General features: G+C 33.2%; 15 protein-coding genes. 7 read left to right on the forward strand and 8 right to left on the reverse strand.

Going from position 1 to position 13,320, the window contains the following annotated elements:
• Positions 1-8 precede the first annotated feature (8 nt).
• From F555_RS0102875 to F555_RS0102900, 6 genes are all read right to left on the reverse strand, one after another.
• Positions 9-590, reverse strand: a complete 582-nt coding sequence (locus F555_RS0102875; RefSeq protein ID WP_018153717.1) for a hypothetical protein — start codon at positions 588-590, stop codon at positions 9-11.
• A gap of 40 nt (positions 591-630) precedes the next feature.
• Entirely contained in the window at positions 631-882 is a 252-nt protein-coding gene (locus F555_RS08970; protein ID WP_018153718.1) for a hypothetical protein, read from the reverse strand.
• 1 nt (position 883) lies between these two features.
• Positions 884-1,411, reverse strand: coding sequence for a hypothetical protein (locus F555_RS0102885; RefSeq protein WP_018153719.1), 528 nt, complete (start codon positions 1,409-1,411; stop codon positions 884-886).
• 36 nt (positions 1,412-1,447) lie between these two features.
• Complete coding sequence (gene hmdB / locus F555_RS0102890) at positions 1,448-2,476, reverse strand: 5,10-methenyltetrahydromethanopterin hydrogenase cofactor biosynthesis protein HmdB (RefSeq protein ID WP_018153720.1); 1,029 nt, start codon at positions 2,474-2,476, stop codon at positions 1,448-1,450.
• 206 nt (positions 2,477-2,682) lie between these two features.
• Positions 2,683-3,744 carry a 5,10-methenyltetrahydromethanopterin hydrogenase gene (gene hmd, locus F555_RS0102895; protein ID WP_018153721.1) on the reverse strand — a complete coding sequence of 354 codons (1,062 nt, stop codon included), beginning with the start codon at positions 3,742-3,744 and terminating at the stop codon, positions 2,683-2,685.
• 108 nt (positions 3,745-3,852) lie between these two features.
• Positions 3,853-4,461, reverse strand: coding sequence for a cyclase family protein (locus tag F555_RS0102900; protein WP_018153722.1), 609 nt, complete (start codon positions 4,459-4,461; stop codon positions 3,853-3,855).
• 247 nt (positions 4,462-4,708) lie between these two features.
• Between F555_RS0102900 and F555_RS0102905 the strand changes: the two genes are divergently transcribed.
• The 4 genes from F555_RS0102905 (at position 4,709) to ilvE (ending at position 8,546) form a co-directional block, all read left to right on the forward strand.
• Entirely contained in the window at positions 4,709-5,368 is a 660-nt protein-coding gene (locus F555_RS0102905; RefSeq protein ID WP_018153723.1) for a histidinol phosphate phosphatase domain-containing protein, read from the forward strand.
• 89 nt (positions 5,369-5,457) lie between these two features.
• Complete coding sequence (locus tag F555_RS0102910) at positions 5,458-6,309, forward strand: fumarate hydratase (protein ID WP_018153724.1); 852 nt, start codon at positions 5,458-5,460, stop codon at positions 6,307-6,309.
• Between the two features lie 88 nt (positions 6,310-6,397).
• Positions 6,398-7,564, forward strand: a complete 1,167-nt coding sequence (gene mfnA / locus F555_RS0102915; protein ID WP_026182926.1) for a tyrosine decarboxylase MfnA — start codon at positions 6,398-6,400, stop codon at positions 7,562-7,564.
• 121 nt (positions 7,565-7,685) lie between these two features.
• Complete coding sequence (ilvE, locus tag F555_RS0102920; RefSeq protein ID WP_018153726.1) at positions 7,686-8,546, forward strand: branched-chain-amino-acid transaminase; 861 nt, start codon at positions 7,686-7,688, stop codon at positions 8,544-8,546.
• A 55-nt stretch (positions 8,547-8,601) separates the two neighbouring features.
• On the opposite strand, the gene F555_RS0102925 is transcribed toward ilvE, so the two are convergent.
• Positions 8,602-8,871 (reverse strand): TIGR00304 family membrane protein, encoded by a 270-nt coding sequence (locus F555_RS0102925; protein ID WP_018153727.1) that lies wholly within the window; start codon positions 8,869-8,871, stop codon positions 8,602-8,604.
• A 110-nt stretch (positions 8,872-8,981) separates the two neighbouring features.
• Positions 8,982-10,466 (reverse strand): IMP dehydrogenase, encoded by a 1,485-nt coding sequence (gene guaB / locus F555_RS0102930; RefSeq protein ID WP_018153728.1) that lies wholly within the window; start codon positions 10,464-10,466, stop codon positions 8,982-8,984.
• A gap of 176 nt (positions 10,467-10,642) precedes the next feature.
• Here guaB and F555_RS0102935 point away from each other — a divergent pair, with 176 nt between their 5' ends.
• The 3 genes from F555_RS0102935 (at position 10,643) to F555_RS0102950 (ending at position 13,279) form a co-directional block, all read left to right on the forward strand.
• Positions 10,643-10,987 carry an Sjogren's syndrome/scleroderma autoantigen 1 family protein gene (locus tag F555_RS0102935; RefSeq protein WP_018153729.1) on the forward strand — a complete coding sequence of 115 codons (345 nt, stop codon included), beginning with the start codon at positions 10,643-10,645 and terminating at the stop codon, positions 10,985-10,987.
• A 494-nt stretch (positions 10,988-11,481) separates the two neighbouring features.
• On the forward strand, positions 11,482-12,696 hold the full coding sequence (gene thrC, locus F555_RS0102945; RefSeq protein ID WP_018153730.1) for a threonine synthase: 1,215 nt from the start codon (positions 11,482-11,484) through the stop codon (positions 12,694-12,696).
• Between the two features lie 82 nt (positions 12,697-12,778).
• Positions 12,779-13,279, forward strand: coding sequence for a 3-isopropylmalate dehydratase small subunit (locus F555_RS0102950; protein ID WP_018153731.1), 501 nt, complete (start codon positions 12,779-12,781; stop codon positions 13,277-13,279).
• The last annotated feature ends 41 nt before the right edge of the window (positions 13,280-13,320 follow it).

Here is a 13,320-nt window from a genome sequence, read left to right on the forward strand (position 1 = left end):
GTTATTTTTTAGCCACCTTTTGCCAATGCTTCATAACATCCCACAATATCGTTTAGTTTAAAGGAATAATTGGTAAATACGATTTCTTCTGAATTTTCTTTTATTTTCAATTTTATTGTATTTTTATCATTAGTAAGTTTCACTTCATCCCAACTATAAAATGCTGTGTCATTATATACGATGCCTTTTTCGTAAAATTTTATGTCTTTGTAGTTTATTCCAAATAAAATACCTAATCCAATAAGTAATACTACCATACCAAAGATAATTCTAAAACTATCAATATCTGTTATTAATCCATAACTCATTAGCAGATACTTTAAAAACACCAGAAATATTCCAAATGATAATGCAAAAGTTAAATATTTGCCATTCATCGATCTGTATTTTATCTCATACAAAAACTTCCCTTTATCATATTTTCTTATTTTATACAATAATGACCCTTTAATGTATAACAGGGGGATAATTACTAAGAAGAATGAAATATCATTACCTATCGTTCCAGCGTTTAAAATCCAAATGGCAATATAAACAATAACAAATATTAAAGTTAATTTTTTAAACTTGTTTGGGTGTATTCCTATCATTTATATCGGCCCCTTATTTATCGATAGAGAGTATAAATACCTATAATTGCTGTTGAACTATTATTTCTTTTGGAATGTTTTTTATTTTCAATACTGTTAAATCGCCATTGTTGATTTTATTCACTTCTCCCCATTCATAGTATGCAATTCCATCAATTACGATTCCCTTTTCGTAAATTGTAATTAATAATGAATATTCGAAATTAAATCCCATAAACAATGGTAATAAAACCATACACACTATTAATATTTCGATTATTAAATAATAGTAAAATGGATTAATTCCCACCATATTATCTCTCTAATTTACTCAATATGTTTTTATATAAAACAATTTTCTTTGGAATGTATTCTATTTTTATTTTCATTTTACTCCCTTCTTCATCCGTATTCAACTCATCCCATGTATAGAATGCAGTATCCCCTAAGACAATGCCCTTTTCATAAAATTTTATAGGCGGTTTCCAAATAATATAGTTCCCTAATAGATTATATATAAAATCCAATATTATGAGTATTAATAACAACCATGAAGGTATTATATTTTGATAATACGATATAAGCGTAATTCCCAATATTATAATTATAAATGAGTCGTATTTTAATTTAGATAAATTTATTTTACCCTTGTGGATTAATTTACCCTTATTTATACTCTCTATTTTTATAAAGGAATAAACGTAAATTGTTAATGATATAAACAAAATTGTGGTTAGAAATATTATAACTAACGAATCCATACGAAGAAATACTGCAATAAATAATACAATAAACGAAACTAAAACAATAAAATTTAATATAAGTGGATCCGTCCCCCTCATAATTTCCCATATTTTATTATATTTGATTACTTATTATTAATTTCTTATTTTTGGCGTTAAACCCATCTCTCTAATTAATTTGAGTACATCATTTAAATTTCCGGTTTTTGGATTTCCCACCCCTTTAATATTCATGGGATGGTTGTCAGGTATTACTGTAGCTATATTACTTGCACCTCCCATTAATGCAAATTGCACCAATTCCGCCCCTATCGTTGGAGATGGAGATGTTATTCTTATGTCTGGGAACATCAATCTTACAATGGCTATAGTTTTAGCCTGTTCTAATGCTGAACACCTTGGATGATTTTCCATTGGCGTATCTTTGTATGGGTTGAACCCCATTATTGGAATTTCGCCTACTCCTAACTCTTTTAAAAATAAAAGATGGTTTACTCTGTCCTCGTAGCTTTCCCCCATTCCAATTAAAAGACCAGAAGATAACTCTATATCATGTTTTTTTACCATTCTACAGACTTTTATTCTATCTTTCAGTTTTTCCCCGGGTTTTACCTTGTTGAATAATTCTTCATTTGTAGTTTCTAAGTTGCAGCAAATTGTATCTATGTTGTATTTTTTCATTTCCTTTATGCATTCTTCAGTTAAATCTGCTCCAGCATTAACTAAAACTTCTAAATCCGTATTTTCTTTAACTATTTTTAAAGCCCTTAAAACCTCTTTTCCCTCATAACCATGGGCAGATGAACAACTTACCCTTTTAATTCCTGATTTTTCAATGGCTATTGCAGATTTTTTTATTTCTTCATCAGTTAGTTTGAATGGTTTAACATAACCTTCTGAAGAAGTCCCTGCTGCAAAACCGCAATAGGCACATTTGGGGGTCACTTCACAGATGTTTGTAATGTGTATTGTTGATGTAATTTCTATTTCGTCCTTAAAAAAATTTCTAACTTCAGAAGCAATTGAAAATAATTTTAAATAATCTCCGTAATTTTTCATTTTAAAAAGTTCTAATGCCTGTTCCTTAGTTATTAGTCCGTCTTTGGCATCTATTTTCCCATCTTTTAAATCTTGAAAATTATCTTTTATTTTTGTAAATATCATTATGCCCACCAAAATAGCCAAATATAATGGATAAAATTTTTTAGATTAAATAAAATCCTTTGGGTTTACTTCCCTGTATAGACTAGGATTTTCGTTGTAGAACTTTAAATAGTAAAGAGAGCGTGCTGTTACACTTTAATTTTCACCTAGTTACTTCAAAAATGAAAAAAGTAGTAGTTATTTGATATTTAAGTTATTTAGAATGTTTATTTTTTAAGTTCGCAGCAGCATGATTCTTCTTCTGCAGCATGCTTTTCAAGAACTTTTAATGCTGGAGGAAGGATGTCTGACAATGGACCGAAGCACATACTGTCTGCTGTACCGGTCAAAGCTTTTGGATCTAAAGTTTTTTCCATGTTGTTAATTCCTTCTTTTCTCATTAATTCTAAGATTTGTGTGATTGCTTCATCAGCCATCATTTGAGCGAAGTCAGCAGGAGCTCCTAAAATTTTTGTAACTGCATCTCTGTAAGCTAAGACAGCAGCGTAAACTGGTGCGGTAACAGCTGAACCCATGTCACATACTGGGCTAATTAAGTTTGCAGGCATTTTATATGCTGTTCCTCTTGCTTCTTTAGCTATGCAGTACATTTTTTCAACAGCTTCTTCTGAAGCGTATCCTTCTGAGATGAATACTTGTCCTTTCATTTCAGGAACTGCTCCTGGGTGGTATGAGATAATATTTAAGTCGTCTCTTCCTAAGTCTTTGAATATTTTTGCAAATTTAGGTGTTGGAATAGTACATGCGTGTGTTACAATTGCACCTTCCTTTATAGCATCTACGAATTTTTTAATGATTGCTGGCTGGCTTCCTCCTTTTGGTAACCATGTGATGATTATATCTGCATCTTTAACAGCTTCAACATCGTCGGAAGTTACTTTTAAACCAACTTTTTCAGGGTGTACGAAGTGTATGCAGCCTTTTGGTGGTTTTGGTACTTCTTTTGCCTTAGCCTTAACAGCATCTCTAATAGCAGGCATTACCTTTTCAGGTTCTCCAGCTAAGTGAGCTTCCATAACTTCTTTTGGGTCAAATTCATCGATGATAACGAGACCTGGTTCTTCTGCAAAGCAAGGGTCTGAAACAACAACTTCATCAATTTCATCAACTAAGTGTAACAATTCTGCCCCCATTGTAATTGTTGAATGAGTCATTGTAATTTCAGGGATTCCCACTTTTTTTGCAACTTCTGCTGCTCTTGCAAAGTTTGTAATTCCACATGCAGCGTGTGTCCTATAGCATCCTGCACCTAATATTGCTACTTTCATACTCCACCTCATTGTATTACAAAATATGATATTTGTATGGTATATTACTATTGATAGTATTATATTATATAAGTTTAACTATTAAATATTCTAATATATTATATACTTCTATTTAAGGTTTTCAATAAAACTAATAGCCCTTATCGGAGCTCCATCGACATCTCTAATTTTTAATGGTAACCCTACAAAGGTAAAATATTTATTTTCCAATTTTTCCAAGTTGTTTAGATTTTCAATTATGAAAATTCCATTTGAAAGTAATTCTTTATGGACTTCGTAATTTCCAATGGATGCACAGTCAACACCAACAGCTTTTGGGCTAATATTTAATATATCGTCCAGATATGGTTCAATATCTATTTCCTTTTCAAAGTATTCCTTTCTTCCCCAGTATTTTGATATATTGGTGTTTATGAGAAGAATGTCTATTTTTCGAGTTTTATCTGCATGTAGTTGATTAAGAAATTCATCTAAATTTTTAATATTTACACAAAATCCAGTGCCTATTACTATATCCTTAGAATCACCTTCAATGTTATTATTGTCGATTCCAACGTGTTTAGGGTAATCTATATGGGTAGAGATGTGGGAACCAAGTTTAATCTCCGAGATTGTATAATTTTCAACATTTAATGGATTTAGTTTAAATTCTGGATCTCCAGGGTATGTAAAATTGGTTATTTCATGAGATAAGTCGATTATTTTCCCTTCAAACATATTTTAGCCCCTATGGTGTTGATGATATTCTAGTTTTAAGTCCTCAATATCTATAGTTGTACAATATTTTTTATAGGATTTTGCCATATTTTTAACAAATTAAAATTTATTATGGTACTATAATTTGAAATTTAAGATAGGAACGATATATGTTCTTTCAAGTTTGTTGTTGGTAAAAATGCAAAGAATTCCGAGAACAACTAAGTTTTAGGTATTAGTTTTATTGATATCAATTTAGGGTGATAGTTTGAGATACGATTTTCATACACACACCGTTTTTAGTGATGGTGAGCTCATACCTTCAGAGCTCGTTAGAAGAGCCATGGTTCTAGATCATAAAGCTATAGCAATTACCGATCATGGAGATGCAAGTAATTACAATGAATTAATTGAAAAAACGATCTTGGCAAAAGAAGAGTTGAAAAAATATTGGGATATAGAAATAGTTGTTGGGATTGAACTTACACACATTCCTCCAAAGTCCATACCTAAAATGGCTAAAAAATGTAAAGATTTAGGGGCTGAAATTGTGATGGTTCATGGGGAAACTGTAGTTGAACCGGTGCAGGATACGACAAATTATTATGCTTCAATATCTGAAGACGTGGATATTCTAGCTCATCCAGGTCTTATAACTGAAGAAATAGCACAAAATATAAAAGAAAACGAAATATTTTTCGAAATAACTTCTAGAAAGGGGCATTCACTTACAAATGGCCACGTTCTTGATGTTGCAAGGAAATTCGATATACCTACTTTAATAAATACCGACACTCACGCCCCAGAAGATTTAATTGATTACGAATTTGCAAAAAAAGTTGGATTAGGCTGTGGAATGAGTAAAAAAGAACTTGAAGATTCACTTACAAATAATCCTAAGGAGCTCTTGAAAAGAATTATTGGATAAACTTTACATTTAAACTAGATTATTATTAAAATCTTTATTACAGCTCTATTTAAATTGTAATTTATTGGTTATAACTAAGGTGATTCTATATGGATAGAAGTATAATTTCAGAAATAGTTGTTGATTTATTCAAAGAGGCTGCAATATACTTGCCAGAAGACGTTAAAAATGCATTAAAAGAAGCTGAAGAAAAAGAAGAAGGAGTTTCAAAGGATATTTTAAGTGCAATAATAAGGAATAATCAGATTGCAGAGGAAAAACAAATACCTCTTTGTCAGGATACGGGAGTTCCAATCGTGTTCTTAAAAGTTGGAAAGAACATAAAAACAGATGAGATTATCGAAATAACCGAAGGAATTAAAGAAGGTGTTATAAGGGCTACGAACGAAGTTCCATTAAGGCCAAACGTAGTTCATCCTCTAACAAGGGAAAATCTAAAAACCAACGTTGGATTAGGCGCCCCATTTGTAAATATTGAATTTGATGAAAGTTTGGACAGAGAAATCGAAATAATCGTTTTTCCAAAGGGCGCAGGTAGCGAAAACATGAGTGCACTCAAAATGCTAACTCCTGCAGAGGGGATTAATGGAATAAAGAACTTTGTTCTTGAAACCATTGCAAATGCTGGAGGAAAGCCGTGCCCCCCAATTGTTGTTGGAGTGGGAATTGGTGGAACCGCCGATGTATCATTAAAACTTGCAAAAAAGGCACTTTTAAGAAGTATCGGCGAAAAAAATAAGGATGAAAATATTGCAAAATTAGAGGAGGAGTTATTAAATGGGATAAATGAATTGGGAATTGGTGCTATGGGATTGGGGGGTAAAGTTACCGCATTAGATGTTTTTATTGAAATAAATGGTTGTCATACTGCTTCTCTTCCTGTTGGTATCTGTATTCAATGCTGGGCACATAGAAAAGCTAAAAAGAGAATTTCCCTTTAGGCTTTTAATTTATAGTTATTGTATGTTAAAAGAGAAATTAATAATGATCATTATTGATACTATAACTTTGGTGGGTAAGATGAACGAAATGAATGAAGAGAAAGTGTTAAATGAACTAAAAAAATACCAGGAAATGGACTTAAAATATGAAGAAGGGAGAATATTAGGTTCAATGTGTACAAAACCACATCCCATATCAAGAAAAATAGCCCAAATGTTTTTTGAAACTAATTTAGGCGATCCTGGACTTTTTAAGGGTACTAAGCTTCTTGAAGAAGAAGTCATAAGTATGATTGGAAAATTTTTAAAAAACGAAAATCCTTTTGGATACATTATATCTGGAGGAACAGAGGCTAATCTAACTGCAATAAGGGCAATGAAAAATGTTTCAAGATCTAAAAATAATGGAAAAAATAATGACAATAAATTAAAGGTTATAATTCCCGAAACAGCACACTTTTCCTTTGAAAAAGCAAGAGAAATGATGGACTTGGAAGTAATAAGGCCACCATTAACAAAATATTACACCATGGATGTTAAATTCATTAGAGATTTTGTAGAAGACAACCATGTTGATGGTATTGTGGGAATAGCAGGATGTACTGAGCTCGGTACAATTGACAATATCAAAAAGATATCAAAAATAGCAGAAGAAAACGATATATTTTTACACGTTGATGCTGCATTTGGCGGTTTTGTTATCCCATTCTTAGATAATAGATATAAATTAAAAAATTACAGCTATGAGTTTGATTTTTCACTTGGTGGAGTTTCTTCAATAACTATCGATCCTCATAAGATGGGTTTAGCCCCTATTCCAGCAGGTGGTATACTATTTAGGGATATTTCATTTAAAAAATACCTGGATGTGGATGCACCGTATCTTACTGAAACACAGCAGGCAACACTGGTAGGGACAAGAACTGGAGTCGGTGTGGCTTCCACATGGGGAATAATAAAACTTCTAGGAGAAAAAGGATATAGGGATGTTGTATCCCAATGTATGGATAAAACATACTATCTTGTGATAAGGGCTAAGGAATATGGGTTTGAACCAGTAATCAATCCTATTCTCAATATTGTTTCTATTAAGGACGAAAATCCAAATAAAACATGTGAAGATTTAAGAAAAATGGGATGGTATGTATCAGTATGTAAATGTGTAAATGCCTTAAGGATAGTGCTGATGCCACATATTGAATTGGAGCACATAGATGAATTTTTAGAAAGTCTTTCGTCATTAAAGAAAAATTAAAGCTAATGTGAAAATTGAAATACTTAAATTGGTTGTATCTACAATTCGTGGAAACACTATAAAAATAATAAAATAATAATACGTAAAAAAATAACATGAATTATGGGTATAAGGTGAAATAATGAAGATATATTTGAATGGAAAATTTGTAGAAAAGGAAGATGCAAAAATCTCTGTTTATGACCACGGTGTATTGTATGGTGATGGCGTATTTGAAGGTATAAGGGCATATGATGGAGTAGTTTTTAAATTGAAAGAACATATTGACAGATTGTATGACTCTGCAAAATCCATACTTTTGGAAATCCCCTTGAGTAAAGAGGAAATGGAAGATGTGGTAGTCGAGACACTTAAGGTAAATAATCTAAAAGATGCCTACATAAGGCTGGTTGTAACAAGAGGTATTGGAGATTTGGGACTTGATCCAAGAAAAGCATTAGAACCTACTATTTTCTGTATTGCAGAGCCTATGAACCCATTACTTGGAAACGATGGAATAAGGGTAATAACATCTTCAATAAGAAGACTTCCTGTAGATGTTGTTAATCCTGCAGTAAAATCCTTAAACTATTTAAACAGCATTTTAGCAAAGATTCAGGCAAACTATGCTGGAGTAGATGAAGCGTTCCTATTGGATAGTGAGGGTTATGTTGCAGAAGGTACTGGAGACAATATATTTGTAATTAAAAACGGAGTTATTAAGACACCTCCAGTTTCATCAAGTGTTTTAAGGGGCATTACAAGGGATACTATAATTGATTTAGCAAAAGAATTGGGATATGAGGTTTTGGAGGAGAGGCTAACACTTCACGAACTTTATGTAGCTGATGAAATATTCATTACAGGTACTGCCGCTGAAGTAGTTCCGGTTGTTGAAATAGATGGTAGAAAAATAAACAATGGCGAGATAGGAAATATTACAAAAACATTGGCTGAAAAATTCGAAAGTATAAGAACAAAACTCGGTAGAAAAGTTTACTAAAAATTCACTAACTTTTTTTCGAAATTTCTAAAACAATATAGATGGGCATAATGTGTTATTTAAGCACTATATACCTGTAGAATATTAACATCCATAGGAGCACCGCTATCAGCATCAAAACAGATAGTATTGCAACAGATGGTGAATTTCCAACCACTATTGGAATTGGACCTATCATTACTACTCCTGAAAATTGAATATCATTATTTTTTGAGTTTTCATCATCCTGAACTCTATTTTTATCTGGAAGAATCATTCCAATAGTTAATACCAAGAATCCAATTATGATTAAAAACATCCCAAATGTTATAATAATGGGTTTCATAAATACCCCTTTTTAAAATTTTAAAAAGAAAATAAGTATGGTTGAAAGGTGCAAGCCCCTTTTCAAACCCCGTACATACCTATTCACTCCGTTCATAGGTATTGTTTCTATTATCTTTGAGAGTTTAACGGATAGTTAGGGGCTTCGTTTGTAATTAACACATCATGTGGATGGCTCTCTTTTTGACCACTTTGAGATATTATTACAAATTTAGCTTTTTCATGCATTTCTTCAATGGTTTTAGCTCCACAGTAACCCATTGATGATCTTAAACCACCTATTAATTGGAATATAACGTCACTTGCAGGTCCTTTGTAAGGTACTGCTCCTTCAATACCTTCTGGAACTAATTTCGCATGTTTCATATGGCTTTGGAAGTATCTGTCAGCTCCAGCACCTACTCCACCAGACATTGCACCTAATGAACCCATTCCTCTGTACTGTTTGTACTTTCTACCGTTAATGGTCATTAATTGTCCAGGTGCTTCGTCAGTTCCTGCTAAGAGACTTCCAATCATAACTGCATGAGCTCCTGCGGCAATAGCTTTTGCAATGTCTCCACTGTATTTTATACCACCATCTGCAATAACCGGGATATTGTGCTCTCTTGCAATATCTGAAACTTCAGCAATGGCTGTAAGCTGAGGTACCCCAACACCAGCTACAACCCTTGTTGTACATATTGAACCAGGTCCAATACCTACTTTTAGAGCATCTGCACCTGCTGCTATTAAATCTTCAGCAGCTTCTTTTGTGGCAATGTTTCCAACCACTAATTTGGTATTTGTTCCTTCCAACTCTTTCTTTAATTTTTTTACGTTATTTACTACATTCATGTTGTGTGCATGGGCACAGTCAATTGCTAAAACGTCCACTTCTGCCTTTATTAAAGCCCTTGCTCTGTCAATATCGTTTGGACCACAGGCAGCTGCAACTAAGAGTCTTCCTTTCTCATCTCTTGCAGCGTCAGGGTGTTTTTTCCTTTTTAGTATGTCCCTCAGTGTTATCATACCAATTAATTTTTTGTTTTCATCCACAATAGGAAGTCTTTCGATCTTATTTTCGTACATTATGTTTAGAGCTTCCTCGTGGGATATGTCTTTATCCCCTAAAACAACGTCCTTTGTCATCACATCCCTTACGGGGACGTTATGGTCAGGTATAAATCTTAAATCTCTCGTAGTAATAATCCCTAAAAGTTTTCTATTTTCATCGACCACAGGTAAACCACTAATTGAGTACTCTTCCATTATTCTCTCAGCATCTATGACTTTGTAGTCAGGGGAAATGGTGATTATATCCCTTACAACAATATCTTCGGCCCTTTTAACTGCAATAATTTGGTTCACCTGTTCTTCAACTGTCATATTCCTATGTATTACTGCAAGGCCTCCCTTTCTTGCCAAAGTAATGGCCATCTCCTTTTCAGAAACTGTATCCATCGCTGCAGAAATAATAGGAATATTAAGCTTTAAACCGCCCAAATCCACAGAAAGGTCTGCATCTTTTGGCTCAACATATGATCTGTTTGGAACTAGCAAAACATCATCAAAAGTGTACGCCTTTTGAGCATTAAGTATTTTATCCAAAAACAAGATAATCACCTGATAACCTTTTTCATATATTAAGTAAATTAATATATATAGTTTATACTTTATGGTTTATCACAATACTGCAAGAAAATTCCTTCCGTTTTAAAATCCTTCGAGTTTTTGTCGATAAGCGAGAGGTGGCCATAAAACCTAGGTTTTCATTTAATATTGGTGGTTATATGAGTAATATGGACGTATTGAAAATAGCATCCTCTGAGTTAATTAAAGGGAGTAAAATGCTTGGGAAACATTGCAAAAGATGCGGATTTCCACTTTTCGAAAAAGGTGGCAAGATTTACTGTCCCGTGTGTGATAGCAGGGAGGGTGAAGAAAAAATTACTAAAAAGATTGAAGATGAAACAAAAGCCAAAACTAAATCAATCTCTGAAGTTTCCGTTGTAGATAATAAAATAAATTATTTGCTGGAAAGGTTAGATAAAGAAACAGAAATAAATAGAATCGTTGAGATAGGAAATGCTTTAAAAGTTTTAATTGAAGTTAGGGAAAAGTTTGATGGAAACTAAAATAAGGTATTTACTGGAAAAATAGGATAATGAAACAATACCTATGAGCAAAGCGAATAGGTATGTATGGGGTTTGAAAAGGGGCGAAGCCCCTTTCGTTGAGATAGGAAATGCTTTAAACATTTTAACTGAACTTAGGGAAAAGTTAGGTGGGAAATAATTTTACCATAATCAAAAGACGGCATATTTAATAAAAACATTAATCGTTTTTGTTCCCGCTAAGGTTTAGAAAGGACGAGCTCACTATATGGTCTGTCTAAACTATTCAATTTTAAAGTAGGCCTATATTTCTATTTTTATCACAAAAACCTAAAATTTAATTTGTTAGTTTTTATTGTTTTTTTATTTAATTGTTAATTATTTTAACCGCATTCCACTATAAAAGTGTATAACTTACAGTAAATATTTATCATGGCAAGTAAATATTTATATCTAATAAGATGTTATATGGGAGTAAGGTAAAATCATAAAAATAAAGTTAGAAGTGTGGAAACATGATTCAAAAATGTATGGTATGTGGAAAAGAATACGATATTGATGAAATAATCTATAGTTGTGAATGTGGCGGGTTATTGGAAATTAAATATGATTATGAACAAATAAAAGAAAAAGTTTCAAGAGAAGGTCTTAGAAAAAGAGAGATAGGTGTTTGGAGATATCTCGAATACATGCCAGTAAAAGACCCAAAAAAGATAGTTACACTTCATGAAGGTGGAACTCCATTATACAAATGTGATAACCTTGCAAAAGAGCTCGGTTTAAAGGAGCTCTATGTTAAAAACGAAGGTGCCAACCCAACTGGAAGCTTCAAAGATAGGGGAATGACAGCAGGGGTAACAAGAGCAAATGAGCTCGGAGTAGAAGTTATAGGATGTGCTTCTACAGGAAACACTTCCGCATCATTAGCGGCCTATTCTGCAAGAAGTGGAAAAAAATGTATTGTATTGTTGCCTGAAGGAAAGGTTGCACTCGGAAAACTTGCACAGGCAATGTTCTACGGTGCAAAGGTTATACAAATTAAAGGAAACTTTGATGATGCGTTATTGATGGTTAGAAAACTTGCAGAAGATAAAAAGCTCTATCTCTTAAACTCAATTAACCCATTCAGATTGGAAGGTCAAAAAACAATAGGTTTTGAGATCTGCGACCAGTTAGATTGGGAAGTTCCTGATAGGGTGATTCTCCCTGTAGGAAACGCAGGAAACATAAGTGCAATTTGGAAAGGTTTCAAGGAGTTCAAAGAAACAGGAATAATAGACAAACTACCAAAAATGACAGGAATCCAGGCTGAAGGAGCAAAGCCAATTGTCGAGGCATTTAAAAAAGGAATGAAAACAATTACTCCTGAAGAACATCCGGAAACAATAGCAACTGCAATAAGGATAGGAAATCCAGTAAATGCGCCAAAAGCTCTTGATGCAATTTATTCATCAGGAGGATTGGCTGAAAGCGTAACCGATGAAGAAATAACTGCAGCACAGAAATTACTTGCAAGAAAAGAAGGTATCTTTGTTGAGCCAGCATCCGCATCATCAATTGCAGGACTTATAAAGTTGATTGAAATGGGAGTAATTGACAAGGATGAAAAAATTGTATGTATAACAACAGGAAACGGTTTAAAAGATCCTGATGCAGCAATAAAAGCAAGTGAAATGCCTGTTGAAATTGAATGTGATATGGAAGTTTTAAATAAGGCGATAATGGAATAAAAAACGCGAATATCTTATAAACCTGATTTCCGTAGAGTTATAAAAAAGGTAAGATTAATTAAGGGTAAGATAAGGTGAAATTATGGAAAAGGTTGTTAAAGGTAAGGCATGGGTTTTTGGAGATAACATAGACACTGATGCAATACTTCCTGCAAGATATTTAGTTTACACAACTGAAGAAGAACTTGCAAAGTATGCAATGACTGGAACTGACCCAGAATTCCCGGAAAAAGCTCAAAAAGGAGACATAATTGTAGGTGGAAAGAACTTCGGTTGTGGGAGCTCAAGGGAGCACGCTCCAATAGGTTTAAAAGGTCTTGGAATATCATTAGTTATAGCAGAGAGCTTTGCAAGAATATTCTACAGAAACTCAATAAACATTGGACTCCCTCTCTTAGAGTGTAAGGATATTTCCAAACACGTTAGTGAAGGAGATATTTTGGAAGTTGACTTAGATAGTGGGGTAATAAAAAACTTGACTACAGGAGTTGAATTAAAAGGTCAGAAACTTCCAGAATTCATGATGGAAATATTAAACGATGGCGGGTTAATGCCTCATTTAAAGAAAAAGTTAAAAAGCTAATACATTTGGATGAAACCTTTTCTAAAGGTTTCATGTGAGAT

This window comes from Methanothermococcus thermolithotrophicus DSM 2095, assembly GCF_000376965.1.
Classification (GTDB): Archaea; AGJL01; Methanococci; order Methanococcales; family Methanococcaceae; genus Methanothermococcus; species Methanothermococcus thermolithotrophicus.

Coding starts and splice junctions, on each gene's coding strand:
- F555_RS0102875 (WP_018153717.1), bottom strand. CDS start 590: ATGATAGGAATACACCCAAACAAGTTTAAAAAATTAACTTTAATATTT.
- F555_RS08970 (WP_018153718.1), bottom strand. CDS start 882: ATGGTGGGAATTAATCCATTTTACTATTATTTAATAATCGAAATATTA.
- F555_RS0102885 (WP_018153719.1), bottom strand. CDS start 1,411: ATGAGGGGGACGGATCCACTTATATTAAATTTTATTGTTTTAGTTTCG.
- hmdB (WP_018153720.1), bottom strand. CDS start 2,476: ATGATATTTACAAAAATAAAAGATAATTTTCAAGATTTAAAAGATGGG.
- hmd (WP_018153721.1), bottom strand. CDS start 3,744: ATGAAAGTAGCAATATTAGGTGCAGGATGCTATAGGACACACGCTGCA.
- F555_RS0102900 (WP_018153722.1), bottom strand. CDS start 4,461: ATGTTTGAAGGGAAAATAATCGACTTATCTCATGAAATAACCAATTTT.
- F555_RS0102910 (WP_018153724.1), top strand. CDS start 5,458: ATGGATAGAAGTATAATTTCAGAAATAGTTGTTGATTTATTCAAAGAG.
- mfnA (WP_026182926.1), top strand. CDS start 6,398: ATGAATGAAGAGAAAGTGTTAAATGAACTAAAAAAATACCAGGAAATG.
- ilvE (WP_018153726.1), top strand. CDS start 7,686: ATGAAGATATATTTGAATGGAAAATTTGTAGAAAAGGAAGATGCAAAA.
- F555_RS0102925 (WP_018153727.1), bottom strand. CDS start 8,871: ATGAAACCCATTATTATAACATTTGGGATGTTTTTAATCATAATTGGA.
- F555_RS0102935 (WP_018153729.1), top strand. CDS start 10,643: ATGAGTAATATGGACGTATTGAAAATAGCATCCTCTGAGTTAATTAAA.
- thrC (WP_018153730.1), top strand. CDS start 11,482: ATGATTCAAAAATGTATGGTATGTGGAAAAGAATACGATATTGATGAA.
- F555_RS0102950 (WP_018153731.1), top strand. CDS start 12,779: ATGGAAAAGGTTGTTAAAGGTAAGGCATGGGTTTTTGGAGATAACATA.